Source organism: Chryseobacterium sp. (assembly GCF_045629545.1).
Lineage (GTDB): Bacteria > Bacteroidota > Bacteroidia > Flavobacteriales > Weeksellaceae > Chryseobacterium.
The window spans coordinates 1-23,866 of the sequence record NZ_JAZQRK010000046.1 but is presented as its reverse complement, the minus strand read 5'-3'; the positions used below and the strand labels follow the sequence as shown (position 1 = coordinate 23,866).

The following is a 23,866-nucleotide window of genomic DNA, read 5'->3' as shown; positions in this document are numbered from 1 at the left end:
AACATTTTTTAGTTTACTGAATTATAATTATATGATATTTTTCAACCATACTTCCTCTAAATACGAGGAAAAGTAAGAATATACCTTGTCGTTTTATTGGTCATCAATCCAGAAAGAAGTTGGTCTTCAGATTGATCTAAACGTACAATTTCTCCACTTTTTTGTAGTAGATAGATGGGTTGCTTGTCTTTACTATAAGATAATAAGCTTCTCTCTATTTGATGAACCAGCTCGTTGGCATTGCTTATGCCTAGCTTTTCATTCACCGTTTTTATTTTATCTTGGATGAATTGATCTGAAAAAGGTTGTGAAGAAATAATGGTTTTTGGAAATTTCCGTTGGATGACACATTGGCACCAATACGATAGAACAAAATCCTCGGACTTTTGCCAAAGTTTCATAGCGTGTATAATTTCATTATCATCCATCTGAGTGAATCTTTCTACATCTTCATCAGTAGCGGCATTTTTCTCACGGTTCAAGAAATATTGTAAATTATCTGTTGCTGGCAATATAGCACCTTCAGAAACAAGCATTTTTGCTCTTTCTAAAATTTTAACTAAAATAAATTCGGCAAGCGCAGAAGTTTTATGGTAATATACTTGCCAATACATAAACATCCTAGAGGTGAGGAAGTTTTCTATGGAGTACACTCCTTTAGCATCGATAACCAATTCGTCATTACAAACATTCATCATCGAAATAATTCTTTGGGCATTCACATTACCTTCGGAAACACCGGTGAAGAAACTATCTCTCTTAAGATAATCTAACCGATCTACATCCAATTGAGAACTAATTAGCTGATTAAAAAATTTTCTATGATATTTCCCCTGAAACATTTCTATCGCGGTAGTAAGTTGCCCACAAAATTCATCATTCAATCGATTCATCAACAACAAAGAAAGCTTTTCATGATGCCAATCGTCCATCAGCATATTTTCTAGTGCATGAGAAAAAGGTCCATGCCCAATATCATGCATTAAGATAGCGAGCATGGCACTTTTCTCTTCCTCTTCAGTGATTACAATTCCTTTCTGCTTTAGAGTTTCCAAAGCCGTAAACATAAGATGCATGGCACCAATAGCATGATGAAAACGAGTATGAGTAGCACCTGGAAAAATAAGATTCAGCAAACCAGTCTGCGAAATCCTTCTTAATCTCTGAAAATAGGGATGCTCTATCACATCGAAAAGAATTTCGTGTGGTATTTTTATAAATCCGTGAACGGGATCATTAATGATTTTAAGTTTATTTTGCATAGAAATATACTGTAAGTAGAGCAAAATTAGGATTTTAAAGTTATATTTTGATTACTTATCATTTCTTATTTACAGAACATCATTGTCTTGTGGTAGTTTTATCATCCTAAAATCTCGATCTTTCTCTTCGCGAGGAAGATTCTTGGGTTAATTATTCTTTAACTAATTTTTAACGCATCAACACCTCGCTATAATTTATAAAAGCAGCCTTTTGGTCGCACTTTTGATACAATTAATTTAGAAAAAAAAATAAACTAGCATGTTGGATAAGATATTATGGATCGATGATGAAATAGATTTACTAAAACCTCATATCGTATTTTTGGAGAAGAAAGGGTACAATGTAACGCCCGTGAATAATGTAAATGAAGCCTTAGAATTAATGGATTCTGAGAAATTTGCACTTACATTAATCGATGAAAATATGCCAGGGATTTCTGGTTTGGAGGCAATACCCATGCTCAAGGAGAAAGATAGTTCACTAAAAATAGTAATGGTCACCAAAAGTGAAGAAGAGCACATTATGGAAGAGGCTATTGGATCGCAGATTGCCGACTATATATTAAAGCCAGTAAACCCAAACCAAATATTGCTTTCTTTGAAAAAGAACTTGCAGCAAGATAATTTGGTGGAGCAAAAAACTATTTTACAATATCAGCAGGAGTTCAGAAATCTGTCTATTGAGATGTCATATCTAAGCACTTACCAAGATTGGGCAGAATATTATAAGAAAATCCTGAATTGGGAAATTAAATTTGACAAAGTTTCGGATAATGAATTTGCTGATCTTTTACAATCTCAGAAAGAAGAAGCCAACATACAATTTGCAAAATTTATAGAAAATAATTATGAGGATTGGTTGAATGGGTCTGATAAGCCATTAATGAGTCATACATTATTTAAAGAAAAAATAAAAGCGGAAGTAGATAAAGAGAAGGTATTGTTACTAATGGTAGACAATTTGCGCTACGACCAGTGGAAAATGATAGAGCCTTTATTCACAAAATTTTACAACAAAGTGTCTGAGGATTATTATTATAGCATACTTCCTACAGCAACTCAATATGCTAGAAATTCATTTTTTGCAGGATTGTTACCTTCTGAAATAGAAAAACGTTTTCCAGAAAAATGGTTTAATGATAATGAGGATGGCAATAAGAATGAATTTGAGCGAGATTTTCTTGAAGACCAAATGAAAAGATTAGGTCTAAAATCTAAATCCATGAAATACCTTAAAATATTGAATGCCGATTTTGAAAAGAAAATTTATGAAGATTTCAATCAGTATAAAAACAATGATCTTTTGGTAATTGTCTATAACTTTATAGATATTCTATCTCATGCCAAAACTGATAATCATATTGTAGATCAATTAATTCGAGATGATAAAACTTTTAGATCTCTTACCCAAAATTGGTTTGAAAATTCATCTTTAATAAAAATAATAAAACTTGCAGCTGAAAGCGGTTACAAGTTGGTGATTACAACTGATCACGGAACAGTGTATGTAAAAAAGCCAAGTCGTGTTGTTGGAGACAGAGAGACTTCTACCAACATCAGATATAAAACTGGTAAAAGCTTAACCTATGAAGAAAAAGATGTATGGGCAGTAACCAATCCAGAAAAGCTATTTTTACCCAAAGGAAATTTGAGTTCTAAATATATTTTCGCAAAGAATAACACATTTTTGGCATACCCAAAAAATTATAACCACTTTGTTAATTATTATAAAGAAACTTACCAACATGGTGGTATTTCTTTGGAAGAATGTATTATTCCTATTTGTATTTTGGAACCGAAATAGCCCTATCAAAATTAATACATGGCTCGGGGGGAAAAAATCTTCGATTTTTTCCGCCCGATTTTTTATATTTTTGACTCATGAAATTAATTACATACAACGTAAACGGAATAAGAGCCGCTTTTACCAAAGATTTTTTGGGTTGGCTGAAATTAGCAAATCCCGATATCATCTGCATACAAGAGAGCAAAGCGGGTAATGACCAAATAGATATACAAAGTTTGGAAGCTGCGGGATATAATAGTTACTGGCATTCTGCAGTGAAGAAAGGATATAGTGGCGTGGGCATTGCTACCAAAATAAAACCCAAACATATTGAGTACGGTTGCGGAATTGAAAGCTATGATAACGAAGGTAGAATAATCCGTGCAGACTTCGATGGTTTTTCTGTAATCTCTGTTTATGTACCTTCCGCTTCTAATATTGAGCGATTAGAGTTCAAAATGAAATTCTGTAATGATTTTTTAGATTACATTAAAAATTTAAGAAAAGAAATACCCAATCTCATTATTTCTGGAGATTTTAATATTTGCCATGAAGCAATAGACATTCATGATCCTGTGAAACTAAAAAATGTTTCTGGATTTTTGCCGATGGAAAGAGAATGGATGACCAACTTTATGGATGAGTGCGAATTGATAGATACTTTTAGACATTTTCATGGTGAGCCAGACAATTACACATGGTGGAGCTACAGGCAAAACTCCAGAGCCAGAAATAAAGGTTGGCGTTTGGATTATAATTTTGCAACCAATACTTTGCAAGACAATCTTAAAAGAGCCTCTATCCTTCAAGAAGCAGTACATTCAGACCATTGTCCTGCTTTGGTGGAATTGAGTATATAAACAAAAAAAAGCCAACTGAGAAAGTTGGCTTTTGCATTTTTAAAAGGTTATTAATTTAAAATTTCATATTCTACTGGTATTTTACCACTTTTGGCATCACCAATTGCTACGAACGCTGCTTTAGACATATCTAAAGATCTTGAAGCATGGAAAGGTCCTCTGTCATTTATTCTTACAATAACCTCTTTACCATTATTCAAATTGGTTACTTTAATCTTGGTACCAAAAGGAATTGTTCTGTTTGCAGCGGTAAGTTTTGAATTATCAAAAACTTCTCCACTTGCAGTTTTTTTACCATTAAATTTATCGTGGTAAAACGACGCATAACTTGTTTTCTTTGCATCTACAGTATTATCCGAAAAAGAATAAATACCTAGCGCTGAAATCATCATTATGATTACGAGAATGAATCTTTTCATCATTTTGAATTTTTATTGTTTGACGAGGCAAAAGTATATTGAAACTAACAAGTAGCCTATTTTATTTGTTAACATATGGTAATAAAACATTAATAAAAAGCCAACATTCTCTGTAAGTCCCTATTAATAGGGACTTTAAAAGGTATTGTTAAATAGTGTTAAAATAACTAGTCAAAAGTTAACATAATTAACAAAATGCTTAAATTAGAGTATTTCAAGAAAATGCATTTTATTGATTATCAATGTTTTATATATTTTTATAAAATGATAAAAAGACATAAAAAAAACCAATGAACATGTCATTGGTTAAATTTTTTATAACTTGATGAACTATACCAATTCACCATATAAATCGAACTCTTCTGCTGATGTAATTTTCACCATGGCAAACTCGCCAATTGAGATATACGTGTCTTCAGCGCATACCAGTACCGTATTATCCACATCTGGAGAATCGTATTCTGTTCTACCAACAAAGTAATTTCCTTCTTTTCTATCGAACACACATTTATAGATTTCTCCAATTTTTGCTTGGTTTTTTACCCAAGAAATTTCAGATTGTATGTTCATTATTTCTTCTACTCGAGCTTCTTTTACTTCTTGAGGAATATTATCTTCCAAAACATGAGCAGAAGTATTTTCTTCATGAGAGTATGTGAAACAACCTAATCTATCAAATTTTTGCTCTTTAACCCAAGCTTTCAGCTCTTCGAAAATCTCTTCAGTTTCTCCAGGATAACCAACAATTAGCGTAGTTCTAATCGCCATATCTGGCACTTTCTCTCTGAATTTTGAAAGCAAAGCATCAGTTTTCTCATGCGTAGTTCCTCTCTTCATCGATTTTAATAATTCTGAATTGATGTGTTGTAAAGGAATATCAATATAGTTACAAACCTTAGGTTCTTCTCTAATGATATCTAAAACATCTTCTGGGAAACCACTTGGGAATGCATAATGCAAACGAATCCACTCTATACCTTCTACTTTTACCAATTCTTTTAGAAGTTCTCCTAAAGCTCTCTTTTTGTAAATATCTAAACCATAATAGGTAAGATCTTGTGCAATAAGAATTAATTCTTTTACACCAACTTTAGCCAATTTTTGAGCTTCTTTTACCAAAGATTCTATGGGAGTAGAAACGTGTCCACCTCTCATCAAAGGGATAGCACAGAAAGAACAAGGTCTGTCGCAACCTTCTGAAATTTTCAGGTAAGCATAGTGTTTCGGAGTCGTGATTAATCTCTCTCCTACCAATTCATGCTTATAATCTGCCCCTAAATGCTTTAATAATATAGGAAGATCCCTAGTACCAAAGTATTGGTCTACATCTGGTATTTCTTGAATTAAATCTCGTTTGTATCTTTCGGATAAACATCCTGTAACGAATACTTTCTCTACCTCTCCTCTATTTTTTGCCTCTACAAAATCTAAAATCGTATTGATAGACTCTTCTTTCGCATTATCAATAAAACCACATGTATTGATAACAACGATGTCTCCTTTTTCTTCGTGTACTACTTCTTTGCCGTTCGCTTTTAGCTGACTCATCAGAACTTCAGAATCATAAACGTTCTTCGAACAGCCAAGTGTTACTATATTAATCTTTTTTTTACCTACAGATTTTGTGCGCATCTTTCCTTTTTTGAGGGTGCAAAGATACAAATATTAATGTGGAACTAAAACCGCACATTAATTACAGCAAAATTTTTAATCTGCAAACTAAAAATTTTTATCTTTAAAAGATGGCGCCACTAAATCTTTATCAGATAAAACAATATCCTCTTCTTTAAGCTTCCAATCAATTTTTAAGTCCTTATCATTATATTTCACACATCCTTCAGAATCCTTATTATAAAAATTATCACATTTGTAAGAAAAAACTGCCGTATCGCTAAGAACCGAAAATCCATGTCCAAATCCACGTGGCACATAAAGTTGTCTTTTGTTTTCTGCTGTAAGTTCTATACCAAACCATTTTCCATACGTTGGTGAATCTTCTCTTAAATCCACGGCAACATCCCAAACAGTACCTTCTAAACATGAAACCAATTTAGCTTGTGCATGCTCTCCTTTCTGCAAATGAAGACCTCTTAAAACACCAAATGAAGATTTAGATATATTATCTTGTACGAAATGACCATTGAGTCCTGTCATCTGTTCAAATTTTTTCTCATTATATTTTTCAAAAAAATAACCTCTGTCATCATTAAATACAGTAGGTTCTATTATATAACAATCTTTAAGGGGTGTTTCTATTATTTTCATAAATTTTTATTAAATAAAATTAATTAGTATAGTTTAAAATTAAAATATCTCCGGGTGGTATAGTATTAGTATAAGATTTAGATAACGATAATTTATCTTTCTTACCAGTATCATTGCTTATTTTGTACATATTTCTAGATATTTTGTATTGTAATTTTAGGCTTGATTTTAAAGATTTATTTTGAATGATTATATATTTATCTTGCGCATTTGTCATATAAGAAACTAATGCTTCACTACCTTTTGTAGAGAACAATTTGAAACCTAAAACATGAGATGGTAACCTAGTCGTTCCGGAAGGTATTGATTTGCCCGTATGATAAACATTCTCCACATTCGAGTTAATAAAAACTGAAGCTAATAATTGTATTTGAGCATTTACTTTCTTGATAATACTATAGCTAGCCGTAGGCTTACCATTATCATCTACTATCGCATAAGAGTAATTATCTTTTTTCCAGTTGACATCAGATGTCATTGTCCAATAAGTAAAATATTCTAATCCTTGTGCTCCATATAACAGATTACTAAATTGTTGTAACTTTATAGAAGCTAATGTTGGTGCCTCATAATCAAAATGGATCGTAGAACACGCAAAACCCCAGAATGGAAGTTTAGAACTAATGGATTGTTTTTTTATAATTTCTAAATTTTCGTAAAAATTATTCCTAATGGTATTATTTACAATTGGATAATGATCAAATGAAATAACAGATAATGGAAGATTTTTTACAGCTTTCTCAATATAATCGCTATAGGTTAATCCTTCTAGATTTTCTTTTGGTGCATAGATGGGATGTAGATTTGTATAAAACATATGGTTGTTATCATATTTTTTGATAACATCAGCATAAACATTGAAATTTCCGAAATCTTTTGGCGAAGGCTCATCGCCAATAAAATAACCAAATAATGCAGAATGGTCTTTTATTTTGGTGATACTATTTTTAGAATCTGTATGTAATTGTGGATAAAATAGTATTAATTTTACACCAGCAGCTTTGGCAGAATTCAAAGCATTGAGTGCTATATCACCATTGCTGAAATTCATTAGACTAATAGTAAATCCGGCATCCTTCATCGTATTATAATTTTCTACAGTAGCTTTATCTCCTGGCACACCAATGAATCCTAGAATAGGGATTTTTTGAGAAGATAAAAGGATGAAATTACATAATAATATAAATGATATACAGTTTTTCATATCTAATTTTTAGTTGCTATTCATCGTGAGAACTATCCTAATTGTTCTTAGAATTGTTTCGAAATCTAACCATATTGAATAATGTTTAATGTAATAAAGATCAAATTCTAACTTTTTCAAGTTATCTTCTGGTGTGGCTTTAGGTAGATGAACTTGTGCCCAACCAGTTATTCCAGGACGTATTAAATGTCTAAGATCAAAAAAAGCATTTTCTTTTACGGATGCCTCTACAAAATTAGAAGTTTCGGGGCGTGGTCCAATTAGCGCCATATCACCTTTCAAAATATTTAACAGTTGCGGAAGCTCATCAATTTTTGTCAATCTCAGCAATCTACCTATTCTATTTACTTTCTTTTGGATTTTACCGTTAACTATAGGCGCATCATACATTGTTCTTATTTTATAAATATTAAAAGGTCTAGAATTTATACCTATTCTTTCTTGTACAAAGAAAACATTTCCCTTTGAAGATATTTTAGTAATAAAAACACCAAAAATGATTAACGGGATAGCAAAAGGCAAGCAAATAGCTACTGCTAATAAATCTAAAAATCTTTTAAACATTGCTTGAGTTTTGGATATACCTATTGAAAAAATATCATCTACATGATACTTATGAGGATTAAACTTCACTAGAGAAACTCTTCTATTCAGAATTTCATAAAAATGTTGCGCATCTATCACCTCTAAACCCTCCATTTTCAAAACACTAATAGATTTAACCTCTTTTTCTGATAAATGATTGATCTTTGTATTATCAATGATGATAATTTTCACATTTAGTTTCTCTACATAGTCTTCAATATCTCTCTGTCCGTTGCTAGAATAATTAACGGATTTGTAATACTTATTGAGCTTATATCCATTGATTAATTTAAATGAAGTAGCACTTACATTTACAAAAAGGCATCTCTTTTTTACCCTGTATTTATCTATATAACTTCGCACTCTGATCTAACTTGTTTTGTGTAATATGAATTTACCATCCCCATTTTTTGAAATACACCATAGCACCATGTATATTATACATCATTAGTTTTATTTTCTTGTAAGATCCCTTTCCATAATGGTGCGAAATTACTGATTTTGGATAATATACGGTCTCCGAAATTTGCAAAAATCTTCTTGTAATATCTGCGTCCTCAATATACATAAAAATTTTCTCATCAAATCCTCCTACTTTTTTCAATACAGAACTCCTAAAAAGCATAAAGCAACCAGACAAATAAGGAACATTGTAAATAATTTCGTTATAATCGTGATCCTTGTATTCATATCTATCCATACTAGTTTTAAAAAATTTTTGGATAGAACTTGGTAAAAATCGTCTCGAGAACAAATTGAAAGGTGTTGGGTTTCTTTTGCACAAATATTGAATTTCTCCTTCTGGATAAACTACTTTTGGCATCAGATGCCCAATTTTTGGATTTTCAGTAAGGAAAGATATCATTTTGTTGAACTCTTTTTGATCATAATAGATATCAGGATTCAAAACAACATGATATTCTGAATTTTGTTCTAAACTCAGTTTTATAGCAATATTATGAGCCTTACCAAAACCTAAATTTTTATTATTAAAAATATAAACAACTCTAGTATCTATAGATATAGATTGAAGTGAATTATCTGGTGAATTATCTACTAAGTATAAGGTAACATCAAAATCTGTTGACAGAAAGCTATCAATTGCTTGGGTCAACATTTCCCTATTATTTTGGTATAGAACTATACAGCCTGTAATTTTCATGATTTTTGTAATATGGGATTAATTCTGTTTGGAACCTTATTTTGTAATCTTATATCCCCTAAAGGAAGTTCCCAAGCGTTATAAGCATTATCTAGATAGCTGTTTTTAGAAAAAGAATATACGTTGCCATCTTCCAAGACAATAGCCATTTTGTATCCCAGATCTAAAACTTTTGAGGACAGATTTATTTCACCCTTTCTAATAAGTAATAGCTTATGATCTATATTTTCCCCAGGAAAACCTCCATTTATTTTTACAACCTCTTTCAATACATCAATGGTTGTAAGTACATAAAAACTTTGGAGGTGAGGAGTAAAATTGTTTCTTATAAATGTTTGTATCACTTTACTACAATAAGACACTCCTAGCATCCCTACTTCTGGATGATTCTCCATATAGTTGATATGACTCTTTAGAAAAAGTTCTTGCTGAGCATTTACAGAAGTATTAGTAAGAATTATATATGCATTTTTCTTGTCTTTAATATTCTCAAAAAAATATGAATAACCAGAAAAGTCCATTCCAATATTATTCACTTCATGTATCTGATTTACATCTTCTCTAATAGAATCTAAATCTTGATACAACTGAGGATCTGAAATGGTAACCGAAAGATCAATGGATAGCTCCCGTTTTTCATTATGAAAACGTTCAATTTGGTAAGATAATCCACATGTAAATGGTTTAATAATACTTACGTTTTTTTCTCTTTTCCCAAGATAACCGCCCCATTCATGTATATTAACATATATAGTATCTTGTTCTATTGGTTTTCTTTTTTTATCATTACTTGAATAACTTTTTGATGAAAAAAAATTTAAACCAAAATGATACAAGTATAATAAAGGAAAAAAAAGTAGCTCCACAAAAATTAATAAATAAAACCTAAATGTAGATCTACTCATGCAACAAAGTTTTATACGTGAAAAACATTTTTCAGAAACATTTTAATAAAAACCATTTTCTTAATATCATAGGTAAGTCTCAATGTTCTTTTTATTTTTAATATAAAAAATAGGGGTCTATCGAAAGAATCAATCATCTCAAAATGATCAACATCTTTTAAGAAGATATCAAATCTTGTAGTTAGTTTTTTGATATCCTTTTCAAAAATAGAAAAATCCTGAAATCCTAGTACATCTAAAACCAAATATTTGTTATTGTGCCTCTTGAATCTTTCTATAAATTGAGTATCTGCACCATCTACTTTCACTTTTTCATTGTATCCTCCTACTTTCCAAAACTCAGATAATTGCACACATAATCCACTATTAACAGGACCAGTATCATCTAGTGAATAAATTCCTGGATGAACTTCATCTAAAAATTTACCCCATTTCATAGACCATCTGAATGGTGACATAATTCTTCCATCAGCAATTTTTAATATTGGCACAAATAGACTAATATCAGTATGTAGATTTATTGCATCTATATATGTAGAAATAGTATCTTCTGGGAATGTAGTATCCTGGTCTAGTAAGAAAATGTATTTGTAATCTCCTTTTTCACCAAACAATGCAGCGTTATTGTAGGCAATACTTAGTCCTGAGTTTGAGATATCGCTATGGTACACAAATTCCCATACATAATCCTTATCAAGACTCTGAGCCTCAGGACTGTTATCATGTACATATAAGGTAACTTTTTTATTATCTAATCCTAAACTTCTGATAGAATTGGTAATAGTTTTAAAACTTTGACTATCCGCCAATTTTTCTTTATATAGAACAATAACGAATAAAATTTCTTCTACATTTACTTTCATTTTTTCTAATACTTATTCTGACCAATTTTCTATCATATATTTTTCTCTGTCATAGATTATCTTCTTTTCAAATATGGTTACATAAGGAAAAAACAAACTATAGTATGGAGTTCCTTTGCTATTTTTTGTCAGCAGTCTTACCGGAATATTAGAACCTATATTGATAAAAGATAATAATCCAACCATAGAATAAACGAAGATTTTATTTTTTTCGAATTTTATAGAGTAGATAAATTCTACAAATAGGCAAACATAAGGAATAATTAGATAATTCAAAAATCTTTCAAAACCTACTAAACCAAGACATAGTACAGATATAATAAGAATACCATTAAAGAGCCACATTTTGTCTTCAGAATTTTCTTTTTTATAATAGTAATAATACAAAGGAATAATGCATAAAACTCTAGTAAAATAGTTTAGTAAAATACCTAATATACTAAATTCAATTTCGTTGTAATGTTCTACTTTTTTTTCCATCAGCTCCATAAATAATAGTGGCTTTATTAGCGTAAGGAAAAATTCTTTTAAGAAAATTAACGGACTACAAGCAATCATTATTATTATCATATTCTTGTATGATATTTTAAAAATAACTAGCAGTGGTAGAAGAAATAATATAATTGCAGATATATGAAACAAAAAGGATAAAAAGCAAAGTAAATAATAGGGTAACCACTTTCTATTTACCAAATTTTTTATATTAAACAAAAATACTCCTACCGCCAAAATTTCTCGCTCTATTTCTATCGTTAAATAAAAATAATAGTGCAATATATACAGTAAGAACAGAACAGAGAAGGGCTTACTGCTATACTTCATCAAATATACCATGATAATGCCATTGATAATAATGGCATGTAGAAACTGAAAATAATAAAATTCTTTTCCTATAGATTTTGCTATCGCAATAAGAATCAGCCACAAGGGTTGAAAGGCATACAAATATTCACGATAATACAAACCGTATCTTGTAATATCTTTGAAGGTTGGCATAAATGGATAACTTTCTTCGTAAGATAAGGAGTCTCCTCCAATCCTGAATCTAAAACCATATAAAAGAACAAATACAATATAGAGCAAAAACATATAAAATATCTTACCCTTCTCACGATTTAGTACCTCGAAATGTAATACAGCAACTAATATCAATATAGCAATTAGCAAATAGATCATGACATTTTATTTTTCAATACATTATACAATTCTCTAACTTCTTTTTCTTTTGATATAAATAGTAATGCTGCATAAACAACATACGATACCACTATAAGCAACAGTGTAAACCAAAAATTATTTACGAAATGTAATAACAAATTTGAAAATATCAACATTGCTACTCCACATAGTACAATTTTGAATAAGTTAAAGTCTAATAATTTTGGAATTAATTTATTTTTAGATATATACCAAAACATGATAACTACTGCGATTATCTCTGCTAAAACACCTATGACAGCTGCACCATTTTGCTGAAAATTCAAAATTGCATAATAATTAAATAGTAGACTTAGTATAGCAGAAATTAACACAGCATAAGTATACACTTTTTCTTTATTCTGAGGATATAAAACTAAAAAACCAAGAATATAAGCTATACTTACGACTATGCAAAGAGGGGATAAAATTTTCATAGTAAGAATGGCTTCACTATAATCTTTTCCTCCTATACAATCTATTAAAAATTCGGAATACGTAAAAAACATGATGCTAATAGGCAGAGATATAATGATCAGATAATTAAATATTTTTTTTATTAAAATAAAATAATCGGACTTGCTTGTATGAAAATAATGCGTGAGTCTAGGTAAAGATACCACACCAATAATAGTTATAAAACTAATAACAAACCTTATAAGCTTATTGGCTACAGAGTAATATCCTATATATTCATCAGAAGTTAAGATACCCAATAATAAATAGTCTAGTTGCAGGTAGATATTTACAGAAATTGTGGCTACAAAAATAGTAAGGATTGGCTTGATGTGATGTTTTATCTGTACACTCTTGATGAGTGAACTTATATTATTCTTAAATAATAGTTTCAGAACCAAATAAAAATTTAGGAAATTGGCACCACAAGAAATAATGACCAAAAACCAAGCATATAATTCATAATCCGACTTGTGTTCTATACAAAAGTACACTAAAAAAACACCTACGAACCTTACTGTCAATTGTCTAATGGTAATATATAAATGTTCTTCTATACCCTGAAAATACCACTCGCATCCAATATTGGTAAGTAGAACCATAATGCTCATTATTACCAATAAAGGTCTATAATCTGTAAAAGATCCTAGATTAAATATCAGTAGAAATAAAAGTATATATGAAACAATTGTAGTAATTGCAAGAATAATGAGCATTTCTAAAACTACCTTAGCCCTCTTTTTCTCGTCATTTTTACATTTTGCAATTTCTCTTATCGCATACATTGGTATACCCAATGCAGAAAATAATAGAAAATAATTAATTATTGTATTTACATATTCTACCTTTCCTACATAATACACTCCTAGAATACGATTGATATAAGGTGTTGTAATAAGATAAACTAAGGCTGCAGATAGTAGTCTAATAATATTTAAAAAATAATTAATCTTTAGATTATTTTTATCATATCTAAAAATAAACTTCATGATCTAGGAAAATATTTTTTTAAAAAAACTTTTCTTAGTTGCAGTATATCCATAGCCATAGGTATTTCCATACCCAAAATTTATTTTATTCAAATCGTTAAGCACAAAAATTACATTCTTTATTTTCTTGGTTTCCGATAACTGATTTGCAAAATGTATATAATCATTTTCAGAATATTCTGATCTTGTGATATAAACTGTAGCATCTACAATATTAGAAATAAGCAATGAATCTGTAACCAACATCATTGGAGCTGTATCTAGTATAATAAAATCGTAAGAATTTTCTAGGCTTGAAATTAATTCTTGGTATTTTCCGTTTTCTAATAAATCTGCAGGATTTGGTGGTATTGCTCCAGAATAAATGAAGTCGCAGTTTGGATGAAGCCCGCTTGGGTGTTTAATTGCGCTTGCATCAGACACCTCACCATATAAATATTCGGTAAGACCGGTCGCCTTTTTCATTTCTAGATTATAACGTTGTAACTGTGGATTTCTAATATCCGATCCAATTACCAAAACTTTATTACCTGATGAAGCTAATACTAATGATAAATTGACTGATACAAATGTCTTTCCTTCTCCTTTTACTGATGATGTCACCATTATCTTTTTAGCAGAATCTACTTTTGGTATAATGTATTTTAGATTTGTTGCCAATATTCTAAATGCTTCTGCTAGTGGTGAAACATCAGACAATGTAATCAATTCGCTTGCGCCTCTAGATAATTTTGGTATCTCTCCTATTACAGGAATTTCAGAAAGTCCTTCTATATCTTTTCTTGTTATTATTTTATTATTCAGTAATTCTTTAATGTAGATATAAATAAATGGTATTAATAAACCTAAAACAAATGATACCAAAACAATCATAGGTTTTTTGGGTGCAACCATCTTTTTATTTACATAAGCTTTGTCTATAACTCTTGCTTTTTCGGAGGTAATTTCCATAGAGATTGCCGCCTCTTCCCTTTTTTGTAGAAGTAATAGGTAAAGATTTTCCTTTATTTGCTGTTGTCTTTCTAAGCTTCTGAATAATTTTTCTTGCCTCGGGATTTTACTTATTTCCTCTTTCGAAGAAATTAGCTGCCCAGATATCTTATTTTTAGTAAGTTCTAGAGAGGTTGTATTTTTCTGTAAAGACTCTGATAGCGAAGATTTTATTTCTTCAATTTGTTTGTCTACTTCTTTTACTAAGGGGTTATCCGGAGTTGCATTTAATAATAATTTGTTTCTTTGTAAAACTAACGCATTATAATTTTCTATGGTCTTTATGGCAGCTTCACTATCCAAACCAATATTTACAGGTAATACATCACTCAAATTTTTTCTATTAAGTGTACCAGCTAAAATTCTATTAAGTTCTAGTTGCGTTTCTATATCCAAAATTTTTGCTTTGCTTTGTTCTTTCATTTGCAAGCTAATTTTGGCTTCAGTGGCAAGATCTACTATATTGTTACCAGATTTGTAATTTTCTTTACTTGTCTCTACATCTCCTAGCTCTTTAGATATCAAGTTTATTCTTTCATCAATAAAATCTTTAGTTTTTTTAGATTCTATATTTTTATCGTTCACAGAATATATATTATACTGTCTTACAATATCATTCAAAAAATCTTTAGCTTTCTCCCTATTTTCAATATTTACAGATAATCCTATAATAGTACCGTCTTTATCTAATAATTCTACCTCTAAAGCTTCTTGAAAATCCTCAACATTTTTTTCAAAACTGGTATATCTAAAAAAAACATTCTCCATTTTTACTTTGTACGGAGATTTGAAGCTAGTGTTTTTTTGTACAATAATATTTGCGAAAGGTAAACTGATTGTTTTATTAAATTCTGAAATAATATCATTTTTCCACTCATTTGAAGAAAGAATTATTTTATTACCATTACTTTTTATATCAATTTGATATTTAGGCATTTCCACATTCTCTTTTTCAGAAATTACGGTAATTCTATATGGACTTGTGGTTCCATACAATTCTAAATCGAATAATGATTGTTTTGCATAAACGGGAGTTTGAAAGTTGTGCATTTTCAACACATCCTCTACGATGGTTTTAGATTCGAATATCTTCAATTCGTTTTCTACACTATTTGTTCCCATCCCACTAAAGCCACCTAAACTTTGCAAAATTCCAAAATCCCCAGATGCAGAAGACATTTTTTTTGCATCCTTTATAAGAACTGATGTTTGTATTTTGTATACAGGAGCTACTTTTTTAATATAAAGAACACCTAATACCAACATGATAAAAACACTTAGTAAAAACCACCACCATTTGGATAAATAAGGTTTTAAAATTTCGCTGATACTTATTTCCTTATTGACTGCTTTAGACATACTGATACTATAACTTTTGGAAGAAACAAATGTTCTTATTATTTAATAAAATACAAAGAGACAAATATATCGAATATTTATCAACTTATAAGAAAAAAAGGCGGTAATACCTTATAAACACTAATCGAAATGATATATATCTTCTAATATAATAATGATATTAATTAAGTAGACCGCTATTAGCATATTTGAGTAATAGAAATTATTTTAGGCGGTAAGTAATCATTAATCCTCCTCTTGTGGGAATTAACTCTCCGCTTCTATTCCATTTTTCAGCACCATCATATCGCTGGTTATTATCCTTCATATAACCTTTGTAGATGGATTGTGTAGTTCCAACTCCCATATAAGCATCCAATCCTAAATGATCGTTGATCTTGAAATGATAACCTCCGCTTACCCCAAATATAAAAGCCAAGCCCTTTTGATATCTTTCAGTCAATCTTACAGTTCCATCTGCTAACAGTTCAGTGTTCCCCTCATTATCAAATACAGGCTGCGGAGAATAATAATTCCATTTTTGTAAATTAAAAGCAGCAATAGAGCCATACGCTCCTACATACCAACCGTGCATCATCTCTTTAAAATAATACCTTCCTTCCAACGTTCCCATATAGATCTGAAGATTCTTACCTCCAAAAGATTCCCATGGTGAAACAAATGCTTCAGCTTGAATTGAAATATGTTTTGACACTGATTTCTCAGCGGCGATATTAATAATTCCTAAAGGTACAAATGGAGTATTTATTTTTATATCTGTCTGTGCCAACAAGTTTGTGGATAATAGTAGGATAAAAAATAAATGAGCTTTGTGAACGGCTACAATTGTCTGCTTCATATTCTGTATGCAAGGATTATTTTAAAACAGTAAATATAGTTTGAAAAAGGATACCTAGATCATTTTTTAACGATTGATTGTGAAAATAATCCTTATTTAGCTTCACTTTTTTTGGAAACAGAACCTCATCATTGTATTGCAAAGGATCTTCTTGTCGGCTTAATAGATATTCTTCATTTCTATATAAGATGCTTGCTTCACAGGTAATTCCTGGTTTTAGTAGAAGTACCACCTTATCCTCTCCTTCTAAACAATCATAATATCCTTCAATATCCGGTCTTGGACCTACTAGAGACATATCACCTTTTAGAATATTAAAAAGTTGAGGTAATTCGTCTAATTTTTTATCTCTTAAAAACTGACCCAAACTAGATTTTGTCCCTTTCACACTATGAAAAGTCTGTAATTTGTAAATGGTAAATTTTTCACCAAATCTGCCAATTCTACTTTGCGTAAAAATGCCAGAAGATTGAGTATCGATTGCAGAAATAATAATTAAAACAATTAAAAAAGGAGTAAGAATAAAGACTAATGGAATCGTAATACCGTAGTCTAAAATCGCTTTCCAAAGGGGATATTTTTTCACTTGTGTTGTATTCCTCACAAATATAACAATTTAATAAAAATAATAAATCTAGAAATTCTATCTAACTGTTTTTATAAAAAAAGCACCTCATCCGAAGATAAGGTGCTTTTTATAATTATTAAATTAATCTTTTAAAATAAATCTTTTACTACTTTGCTAATTCTTGCTCTATCCTCCTCAGAAAGATTAGATCCAGAAGGTAAGCACAATCCATTATCGAATAATGTTTCTGATATTTTAGTCCCATAGTAAGGTGAAGTTTCAAAAACAGGTTGTAAGTGCATTGGTTTCCACAAAGGTCTGGATTCTATGTTTTGGTCTAAAAATGCCAAACGCAAATCTTCTCTGGATTTACCTGTTATTTTTTCGTCTACAACAATTGCTGATAACCAATGGTTAGCATAAAAATCTGATGTTGGCTCAGAGAATACCTCTATGCCATCAATATCTTTAAATAGATTTACGTAAAAATCGTGCATTTTTCTACGAGCCTCTACTCTATCTCGTAAAACCTCCATCTGCCCACGACCAATTCCTGCAGAGATATTACTCATACGGTAATTGAAACCAATATGCGAATGCTGATAGTGAGGAGCATTATCTCTAGCTTGGGTAGCCAGAAATACAGCTTTATCCTTATCTTCTTGGTTACGGCAAACTAATGCTCCACCACCAGAAGTGGTAATAATTTTGTTACCGTTAAATGATAAAATCCCAAAGCGCCCGAAGGTACCACAAGCTTTCCCTTTGTAAGTAGATCCTAATGCTTCCGCTGCATCTTCTATCACAGGAATATCAAATTCTTCAGCTATTTTGGTAATCTCATCCATTTTAGCAGGCATACCGTAAAGATGCACTACAATAATTGCCTTAGGCTTTTTACCTTTAGAAATTCGATCTACAATAGCCTCTTTTAATGCAATTGGACACATATTCCATGTCTCGTTTTCAGAGTCAATAAATACAGGAGTTGCCCCACAGTAAGCAATTGGATTTGCTGAAGCTGAAAACGTCATCGATTGGCAAATAACTTCGTCACCATGTACTACTCCGCACTCAATTAAAGCTAAATGCAAAGCTGCAGTACCCGCAGAAAGTACCGCTACTTTAACATCAGTATTCAAGAAACTTTCTAAATCCTTTTCTAGACCATCTACATTTGGGCCTAATGGAGCTACCCAATTTGCATCGAATGCTTCGTGAATGTATTTTAGTTCGTTACCTCCCATGTGTGGAGATGATAACCATATTTTTGTATCCATATGATAATTATTAATTGTGAAATTTAATTGGTTTAGCAGGAATTCCAACAGCAGTACAATTTGCAGGTAATGATTTTGACACTACTGCACCTGCACCAACAATCGTATTTTCGCCTATTTCTAATAAATTGATAATCTTAGCTCCAGTGCCTACATATACAGATGAATAGATATGTACTTCCCCAGAAATATTAACAGAAGGCATAAATGCACAATAATTATCAATTATAGTATCATGGCCTACCGTACACATCAGATTTAGTATTACAAAATCCCCTATTTCTATGTTACAAGTAATTATCGTCCCTTCACAAATAATACATCCTTTACCCATTTTAACGGCATCATTTGATATAGATGAGTTAGGATGAATAATACTTGGGAATTCTACATTTTTATTTGAGATTTTCGAGATAATTTTATGTTTTATTTTGGGGTCACCAATGGAAATCAGCAAACAGATACTTTCTTTTATACTATTTATATCAGTAATTCCTCCTAAAACAGGGTATCCATTGATGAGTGTATCTTTTTCAAAACCATCATCATAGAATCCTAAAAAATTATAAGTATTGGGATGGATAGAATTTATTTTATCAATAATTGTTTTAACTTCTCTTCCAAACCCTCCAGCTCCAAAAATTGCAATATTTTTCATTTATTTAATTATTTCCATTAAAAGCCTCTGTTGTTGCTTGTCCTTCTTGTGAAATTCCTTCGCTTTTAAATACTTTTTTAAAAGTAGTAAAAAAAACTTTTAAATCAGTTGTCAGAGATAGATGATCTACATACCAAACATCCAATTCAAATTTCTTGGTCCAAGATATTGCATTTCGTCCATTTACTTGTGCCCAACCCGTAATTCCTGGCCTTACAAGATGTCTGCGCTTTTGTTGCTCATTGTACAAAGGTAAATATTGTGGCAATAAAGGTCGTGGTCCTATTAAGGACATATCGCCTTTTAGCATATTAATCAATTGCGGGATTTCATCTAAACTCGTTTTACGTACAAAAGCACCAATAGGTGTTAATCTTTCTGCATCTGATAGAAGATTCCCGTTTGCATCTTTTTTATCATTCATGGTTTTGAACTTGATTATTTTGAATATCTTCTCATTCAAACCAGGTCTCGCCTGAAAGAAAAAGGGTTTACCATCATTTGCAAAATATAAGCCTATTGTTACCACGATAAAAATAGGTGATAATATGATTAGCCCTAATAATGCTATAAAAAAATCGAAAAATCTTTTAAAAAAGTGTTTGTACATTATTTTAGTTTATTCAAGATTAATTGATATGATTTTTCAACAGTGTAATTACTAAGAAGCAACTTTTCAGCAAATTGTCCCATTTCCTTTAAATCTGAATTTAACAACAAATTGATATTATATTGCATTTGTGTTTGGTCACCCGCAATTACTTTATATCCACAACGATTCTCCTCCACTATATCACCTATATCTGTATGGATATCAGTAGCTACCAAAACAGGTATTTTCATTTCTAAATAAGACAACAACCTAGATGGGAAATTCGGAATTAAAAAGTTTTTATCCAAAAATATTAGACCTATATCACAAGCTGCTAGCAACTTATCATAATCCTCTTTTGGAAGTCTCTGTAATAATTTCGCATTGTTAGGTTGATGGTTATTGAACCAAGTCTGCATTTTTGAAAACTCTGTTCCATCGCCTACAATTAAGAAAAAAACATCCTCTTTATTCGTTGCTAAAATCGTTTCCAGTAGAAAATCCAAACCTTGAGGCTTACCTAAATTCCCTCCATAAACCAACACTTTTTTATCAGCTGGTACTTGGTATTTTTCTCTTACCGCTTTCTTTTCCTCAAAAGAATAGTTGAACGAAATAGGTTCTATTGTATTCGGATTCACTTCTAACTTTTGCGGATTTACCTCTGGATTATGCTTTAGCACGAAGTTCACATTGGCTGGCGACATACAACCAATTGTATCTGAAATTTGATATAATTTTTTCTCTTTCTTTACAAATTGTTTGTGTATAAAACCACCCTCTGTAAGCATCTTCATATCAATCGCATTTTGGGGGAAAATATCCTTTAAAAGTAGATAGCTATAAGCCTGATCACGCTTTTTAATAAACTCAATTACTTTTGCAAAAGTAATTGGAGGTGTAGAATATAATACCAAATCGAATTTCTGATCACCGAGATGCTTCTTTATGGCTGATAAATATTGATATTCAATAGCCAAAGTCCCTATACCTTTTTCTATAATATGGGTTTTCTGGATATTGAAGGTTTTCACTTGTAAAATTGAAACTCCTTCTTTCTTCTTAAAATTGGTCGAAATTCCTTTTCTTCTTTCAACAGGAGATACGATGGTAACATTATGTCCTTCATTACGAAATTTCCGTAATAAATCTTGATAGATGCCACGTTCCTCAACAGAATCAATTCCTGCAAGTGTTAGAAAAATAATATTCATACTCCTTTATATTTCTTCAGACCAAACTGTTCTCTTGATATAATCTGTATAAGAAATAATAATTCTTACCACTTTTTCTGATACATTGGGCATAGAGTAATCAGTTACTGGACGATAGTTTCTATCTTCACCCACCTTTTGCTGTAACACTTGTGTTAAACCTTGCATAATACGTTCAGGTGAAAGACCAACCATCATTACTGAAGCTTCTTCCATTGCTTCTGGACGTTCGTGTGCCTGACGGATATTTAATGCTCTAAAATTCAAGATTGATGATTCTTCGGAAATTGTTCCTGAATCTGATAAACATGCATAAGCATGCATTTGCAATGCATTATAATCGTGGAAACCTAGAGGTTTTAAGAATTGAATCTCTGGACGCATCTCTATTTGCATTTTATCAATCATGTTTTGCGTACGAGGATGAGTAGAAACAATAATTGGATATTGGTACTTTTCAGCGATTGCATTTAAAGAAGTCATTAAACCTCTAAAATTTTTCTCCGAATTGATATTTTCTTCTCTATGCGATGATACTACAAAAAATTTACCTTCTTCTAAACCTAATTTCTCTAAGACATTAGAAGCTTCAATTTGTGGTAAATAATGATGTAATACCTCAAACATAGGCGAACCTGTTTTAATGATACGGTCTGCTGGTAAACCTTCACGCAATAAATATTCACGAGCGATATCCGAATATGTTAAGTTGATATCCGAAGTATGATCCACAATCTTACGGTTCGTTTCTTCTGGAACTCGTTGATCAAAACATCTATTTCCAGCTTCCATATGGAAAATTGGAATATGACGTTTTTTTGCAGGAATCGCACACAAACAAGAATTGGTGTCACCCAATACTAAAAACGCATCTGGTTTTAATTCTTCTAATAATGGATCAATCTTAATTAAGATGTTACCAACAGTCTCAGTAGCTGTTTTACCAGCCGCTTCTAAGAAATAATCTGGTTTACGTAAACCTAAATCCTCGAAGAAAATTTGATTTAGTTCGTAATCATAATTTTGTCCTGTATGAACAATAATATGATCAATAGCTTCAGAGTTGTCTAAAGCCATTAATACTCTTGATAATCTTATGATTTCTGGTCGTGTACCCACGACTGTCATTACTTTTAATTTTTGCATTACTATATAAGGTTAAAGGAAAAAGGAAAAAGGAAAAAAATAAACTCATAAATAAAGTTATTTCTCTCTTGCATTTTTCACGATTGCTCCTAGTATTTTTTAAAGGAAAAAGGAAAATGTTAAAATTAAAAAAAGACTTTAAAAAAATTATTTCTCTCTTGCATTTTTCACGATTGTCCCTAATATGTTTTTTAATTCATTTGATTCTTTAATCAGTAATAAAAGTCCACTCTTTTCATCTTCAAGAGCTTCAATCATACGTAGCCAATAATTTGTTTCTCTAGCTTCTTTTAAAGCAATATTTACTTTGTTTATAAAATCTGCTTTAGAAGAACCAGCCTGAGCTTCTTCATAATTAGCACCAATTGAAGTTACTGCTTTTACTAACTGATATTTGATAATTTTTAAATCAGAGGTATCTGGTAAAGTTCTAAGATATTTAATAACTGTGACTCCAAAATCAAAAGTTCTTTTCAGTAAATCATTTTCTTTCATATTATAAAATTTCACTTAAAACTTTTATCTTTTTACATCCTACTTTTTACTTTTACCTTCCCTCTTTTTACTTGATCAACTAAACTACTTCAAAGTATGTATCCGCATCCTCTGGATTAAAAGGCTCGTCAATCCAAAAAATTGTATATAAATCTTCGTCTCCGATGTTTTTGATGTTGTGTGTGTACCAAATTGGCATATCTACATAAGCAGGTTCGGTTCCATCTAAATAGAAATCTAAAACTTCGTCTGTATCAATTTTGCGTAATTGAATTAAGGCTTTTCCTTTGATTACAGCAAAACGTTCGATTTTACGGGTATGGTAATGATTTCCTCTAGTGATTCCTGCTACCGTTGTTGAGAATGAACATTGTCCACCAATACCTAAACGAATGACTTCAACAAAGGCTCCACGTGGATCGGTGTGTTGTGTGAATTTTACTGGGAAATGGTTTTTATGATCGATATACGTTCTAAACGTATTGAATAAATTATGTTCAAACTTCGAATTTAAAACGGGAATTTCTCCATTGTCAAAATACTTTGCTTTATAATCATTTAACAATTCTAAAACTTCAGATACTTTTTTATGTGCTGTAGGTTCTATTAACAAGGCTGGATTTGATTTTTCGGATTTAATTTCATCAAGAATCACCTGTACTAATTCTTGAACATAAATCAATTTCACTTCACCATCTGTAGCGATAGTAGGTGTTTCGCCATGTGTTAATTGGTGACAAAAAGTAGCAATAAACGAATTGTAAAAAGGCATT

At 31.0% G+C, this 23,866-nt stretch carries 23 protein-coding genes; 2 read left to right on the top strand and 21 right to left on the bottom strand.

From position 1 onward, the window contains the following. Nucleotides 1-56: 56 nt before the first annotated feature. The gene (locus ACKI42_RS11425; protein ID WP_407405533.1) at nucleotides 57-1,262 is read right to left on the bottom strand and encodes an HD domain-containing protein; all 1,206 of its coding nucleotides are present in this window, start codon (nucleotides 1,260-1,262) and stop codon (nucleotides 57-59) included. Between the two features lie 259 nt (nucleotides 1,263-1,521). On the opposite strand from ACKI42_RS11425, the gene ACKI42_RS11420 reads away from it, so the two are divergent. Further along, nucleotides 1,522-3,066 carry a PglZ domain-containing protein gene (locus tag ACKI42_RS11420; RefSeq protein ID WP_407405531.1) on the top strand — a complete coding sequence of 515 codons (1,545 nt, stop codon included), beginning with the start codon at nucleotides 1,522-1,524 and terminating at the stop codon, nucleotides 3,064-3,066. Between the two features lie 77 nt (nucleotides 3,067-3,143). Further along, nucleotides 3,144-3,908 (top strand): exodeoxyribonuclease III, encoded by a 765-nt coding sequence (locus tag ACKI42_RS11415; protein WP_407405529.1) that lies wholly within the window; start codon nucleotides 3,144-3,146, stop codon nucleotides 3,906-3,908. A gap of 50 nt (nucleotides 3,909-3,958) precedes the next feature. On the opposite strand, the gene ACKI42_RS11410 is transcribed toward ACKI42_RS11415, so the two are convergent. The 20 genes from ACKI42_RS11410 to ACKI42_RS11315 form a co-directional block, all read right to left on the bottom strand. Beyond that, nucleotides 3,959-4,330, bottom strand: coding sequence for a septal ring lytic transglycosylase RlpA family protein (locus tag ACKI42_RS11410; protein ID WP_407405527.1), 372 nt, complete (start codon nucleotides 4,328-4,330; stop codon nucleotides 3,959-3,961). A gap of 327 nt (nucleotides 4,331-4,657) precedes the next feature. After that, a complete protein-coding gene (rimO, locus tag ACKI42_RS11405) occupies nucleotides 4,658-5,959 on the bottom strand; it encodes a 30S ribosomal protein S12 methylthiotransferase RimO (protein ID WP_407405525.1) in 1,302 nt (433 codons plus the stop codon). A gap of 87 nt (nucleotides 5,960-6,046) precedes the next feature. Further along, nucleotides 6,047-6,592, bottom strand: coding sequence for a dTDP-4-dehydrorhamnose 3,5-epimerase (gene rfbC / locus ACKI42_RS11400; RefSeq protein WP_407405523.1), 546 nt, complete (start codon nucleotides 6,590-6,592; stop codon nucleotides 6,047-6,049). A gap of 19 nt (nucleotides 6,593-6,611) precedes the next feature. Continuing rightward, a complete protein-coding gene (locus ACKI42_RS11395; protein WP_407405521.1) occupies nucleotides 6,612-7,796 on the bottom strand; it encodes a hypothetical protein in 1,185 nt (394 codons plus the stop codon). 9 nt (nucleotides 7,797-7,805) lie between these two features. Next, nucleotides 7,806-8,744 carry a sugar transferase gene (locus ACKI42_RS11390; RefSeq protein ID WP_407405519.1) on the bottom strand — a complete coding sequence of 313 codons (939 nt, stop codon included), beginning with the start codon at nucleotides 8,742-8,744 and terminating at the stop codon, nucleotides 7,806-7,808. 31 nt (nucleotides 8,745-8,775) lie between these two features. After that, a complete protein-coding gene (locus ACKI42_RS11385) occupies nucleotides 8,776-9,543 on the bottom strand; it encodes a glycosyltransferase (protein WP_407405517.1) in 768 nt (255 codons plus the stop codon). Continuing rightward, nucleotides 9,540-10,448 carry a hypothetical protein gene (locus ACKI42_RS11380; RefSeq protein ID WP_407405515.1) on the bottom strand — a complete coding sequence of 303 codons (909 nt, stop codon included), beginning with the start codon at nucleotides 10,446-10,448 and terminating at the stop codon, nucleotides 9,540-9,542. The genes ACKI42_RS11385 and ACKI42_RS11380 overlap by 4 nt, the downstream gene beginning before the upstream one ends. 11 nt (nucleotides 10,449-10,459) lie before the next feature. Next, nucleotides 10,460-11,311: a hypothetical protein gene (locus tag ACKI42_RS11375; protein WP_407405513.1), complete on the bottom strand. Its 852-nt coding sequence runs from the start codon at nucleotides 11,309-11,311 to the stop codon at nucleotides 10,460-10,462. Nucleotides 11,312-11,323: 12 nt separating this feature from the next. Then, the gene (locus ACKI42_RS11370; protein ID WP_407405511.1) at nucleotides 11,324-12,487 is read right to left on the bottom strand and encodes an EpsG family protein; all 1,164 of its coding nucleotides are present in this window, start codon (nucleotides 12,485-12,487) and stop codon (nucleotides 11,324-11,326) included. After that, a complete protein-coding gene (locus tag ACKI42_RS11365) occupies nucleotides 12,484-13,953 on the bottom strand; it encodes a flippase (protein ID WP_407405509.1) in 1,470 nt (489 codons plus the stop codon). The genes ACKI42_RS11370 and ACKI42_RS11365 overlap by 4 nt, the downstream gene beginning before the upstream one ends. Before the next feature lie 3 nt (nucleotides 13,954-13,956). Further along, on the bottom strand, nucleotides 13,957-16,302 hold the full coding sequence (locus tag ACKI42_RS11360; protein ID WP_407405507.1) for a GumC family protein: 2,346 nt from the start codon (nucleotides 16,300-16,302) through the stop codon (nucleotides 13,957-13,959). Between the two features lie 202 nt (nucleotides 16,303-16,504). Next, complete coding sequence (locus ACKI42_RS11355) at nucleotides 16,505-17,140, bottom strand: DUF3575 domain-containing protein (protein WP_407405505.1); 636 nt, start codon at nucleotides 17,138-17,140, stop codon at nucleotides 16,505-16,507. A 16-nt stretch (nucleotides 17,141-17,156) separates the two neighbouring features. Further along, nucleotides 17,157-17,744 carry a sugar transferase gene (locus tag ACKI42_RS11350; protein WP_407405503.1) on the bottom strand — a complete coding sequence of 196 codons (588 nt, stop codon included), beginning with the start codon at nucleotides 17,742-17,744 and terminating at the stop codon, nucleotides 17,157-17,159. Nucleotides 17,745-17,857: 113 nt separating this feature from the next. Then, on the bottom strand, nucleotides 17,858-18,988 hold the full coding sequence (locus ACKI42_RS11345) for an aminotransferase class I/II-fold pyridoxal phosphate-dependent enzyme (protein ID WP_407405501.1): 1,131 nt from the start codon (nucleotides 18,986-18,988) through the stop codon (nucleotides 17,858-17,860). Between the two features lie 10 nt (nucleotides 18,989-18,998). Beyond that, the gene (locus ACKI42_RS11340; protein ID WP_407405499.1) at nucleotides 18,999-19,646 is read right to left on the bottom strand and encodes an acetyltransferase; all 648 of its coding nucleotides are present in this window, start codon (nucleotides 19,644-19,646) and stop codon (nucleotides 18,999-19,001) included. Between the two features lie 4 nt (nucleotides 19,647-19,650). Further along, nucleotides 19,651-20,256, bottom strand: a complete 606-nt coding sequence (locus ACKI42_RS11335; protein WP_407405497.1) for a sugar transferase — start codon at nucleotides 20,254-20,256, stop codon at nucleotides 19,651-19,653. Next, the gene (locus tag ACKI42_RS11330; protein WP_407405495.1) at nucleotides 20,256-21,452 is read right to left on the bottom strand and encodes a glycosyltransferase family 4 protein; all 1,197 of its coding nucleotides are present in this window, start codon (nucleotides 21,450-21,452) and stop codon (nucleotides 20,256-20,258) included. Before ACKI42_RS11330 ends, ACKI42_RS11335 begins: the two co-directional genes overlap by 1 nt. 6 nt (nucleotides 21,453-21,458) lie before the next feature. Next, a complete protein-coding gene (gene wecB, locus ACKI42_RS11325) occupies nucleotides 21,459-22,598 on the bottom strand; it encodes a non-hydrolyzing UDP-N-acetylglucosamine 2-epimerase (protein ID WP_407405493.1) in 1,140 nt (379 codons plus the stop codon). Nucleotides 22,599-22,745: 147 nt separating this feature from the next. Continuing rightward, a complete protein-coding gene (locus ACKI42_RS11320) occupies nucleotides 22,746-23,093 on the bottom strand; it encodes a four helix bundle protein (protein WP_407405491.1) in 348 nt (115 codons plus the stop codon). Between the two features lie 79 nt (nucleotides 23,094-23,172). After that, nucleotides 23,173-23,866 (bottom strand): glucose-6-phosphate isomerase family protein (locus ACKI42_RS11315; RefSeq protein ID WP_407405489.1); only part of this gene is annotated, 694 nt, incomplete at its 5' end.

What these genes read in the sequence shown, in the direction of transcription:
- wecB (WP_407405493.1), bottom strand. Translation starts at nt 22,598, where the DNA reads ATGCAAAAATTAAAAGTAATGACAGTCGTGGGTACACGACCAGAAATC.
- ACKI42_RS11370 (WP_407405511.1), bottom strand. Translation starts at nt 12,487, where the DNA reads ATGATCTATTTGCTAATTGCTATATTGATATTAGTTGCTGTATTACAT.
- ACKI42_RS11410 (WP_407405527.1), bottom strand. Translation starts at nt 4,330, where the DNA reads ATGATGAAAAGATTCATTCTCGTAATCATAATGATGATTTCAGCGCTA.
- ACKI42_RS11365 (WP_407405509.1), bottom strand. Translation starts at nt 13,953, where the DNA reads ATGAAGTTTATTTTTAGATATGATAAAAATAATCTAAAGATTAATTAT.
- rimO (WP_407405525.1), bottom strand. Translation starts at nt 5,959, where the DNA reads ATGCGCACAAAATCTGTAGGTAAAAAAAAGATTAATATAGTAACACTT.
- ACKI42_RS11385 (WP_407405517.1), bottom strand. Translation starts at nt 9,543, where the DNA reads ATGAAAATTACAGGCTGTATAGTTCTATACCAAAATAATAGGGAAATG.
- ACKI42_RS11320 (WP_407405491.1), bottom strand. Translation starts at nt 23,093, where the DNA reads ATGAAAGAAAATGATTTACTGAAAAGAACTTTTGATTTTGGAGTCACA.
- ACKI42_RS11330 (WP_407405495.1), bottom strand. Translation starts at nt 21,452, where the DNA reads ATGAATATTATTTTTCTAACACTTGCAGGAATTGATTCTGTTGAGGAA.
- ACKI42_RS11395 (WP_407405521.1), bottom strand. Translation starts at nt 7,796, where the DNA reads ATGAAAAACTGTATATCATTTATATTATTATGTAATTTCATCCTTTTA.
- ACKI42_RS11360 (WP_407405507.1), bottom strand. Translation starts at nt 16,302, where the DNA reads ATGTCTAAAGCAGTCAATAAGGAAATAAGTATCAGCGAAATTTTAAAA.
- ACKI42_RS11425 (WP_407405533.1), bottom strand. Translation starts at nt 1,262, where the DNA reads ATGCAAAATAAACTTAAAATCATTAATGATCCCGTTCACGGATTTATA.
- ACKI42_RS11355 (WP_407405505.1), bottom strand. Translation starts at nt 17,140, where the DNA reads ATGAAGCAGACAATTGTAGCCGTTCACAAAGCTCATTTATTTTTTATC.
- ACKI42_RS11375 (WP_407405513.1), bottom strand. Translation starts at nt 11,311, where the DNA reads ATGAAAGTAAATGTAGAAGAAATTTTATTCGTTATTGTTCTATATAAA.
- ACKI42_RS11345 (WP_407405501.1), bottom strand. Translation starts at nt 18,988, where the DNA reads ATGGATACAAAAATATGGTTATCATCTCCACACATGGGAGGTAACGAA.
- rfbC (WP_407405523.1), bottom strand. Translation starts at nt 6,592, where the DNA reads ATGAAAATAATAGAAACACCCCTTAAAGATTGTTATATAATAGAACCT.
- ACKI42_RS11335 (WP_407405497.1), bottom strand. Translation starts at nt 20,256, where the DNA reads ATGTACAAACACTTTTTTAAAAGATTTTTCGATTTTTTTATAGCATTA.
- ACKI42_RS11420 (WP_407405531.1), top strand. Translation starts at nt 1,522, where the DNA reads ATGTTGGATAAGATATTATGGATCGATGATGAAATAGATTTACTAAAA.
- ACKI42_RS11340 (WP_407405499.1), bottom strand. Translation starts at nt 19,646, where the DNA reads ATGAAAAATATTGCAATTTTTGGAGCTGGAGGGTTTGGAAGAGAAGTT.
- ACKI42_RS11415 (WP_407405529.1), top strand. Translation starts at nt 3,144, where the DNA reads ATGAAATTAATTACATACAACGTAAACGGAATAAGAGCCGCTTTTACC.
- ACKI42_RS11380 (WP_407405515.1), bottom strand. Translation starts at nt 10,448, where the DNA reads ATGAGTAGATCTACATTTAGGTTTTATTTATTAATTTTTGTGGAGCTA.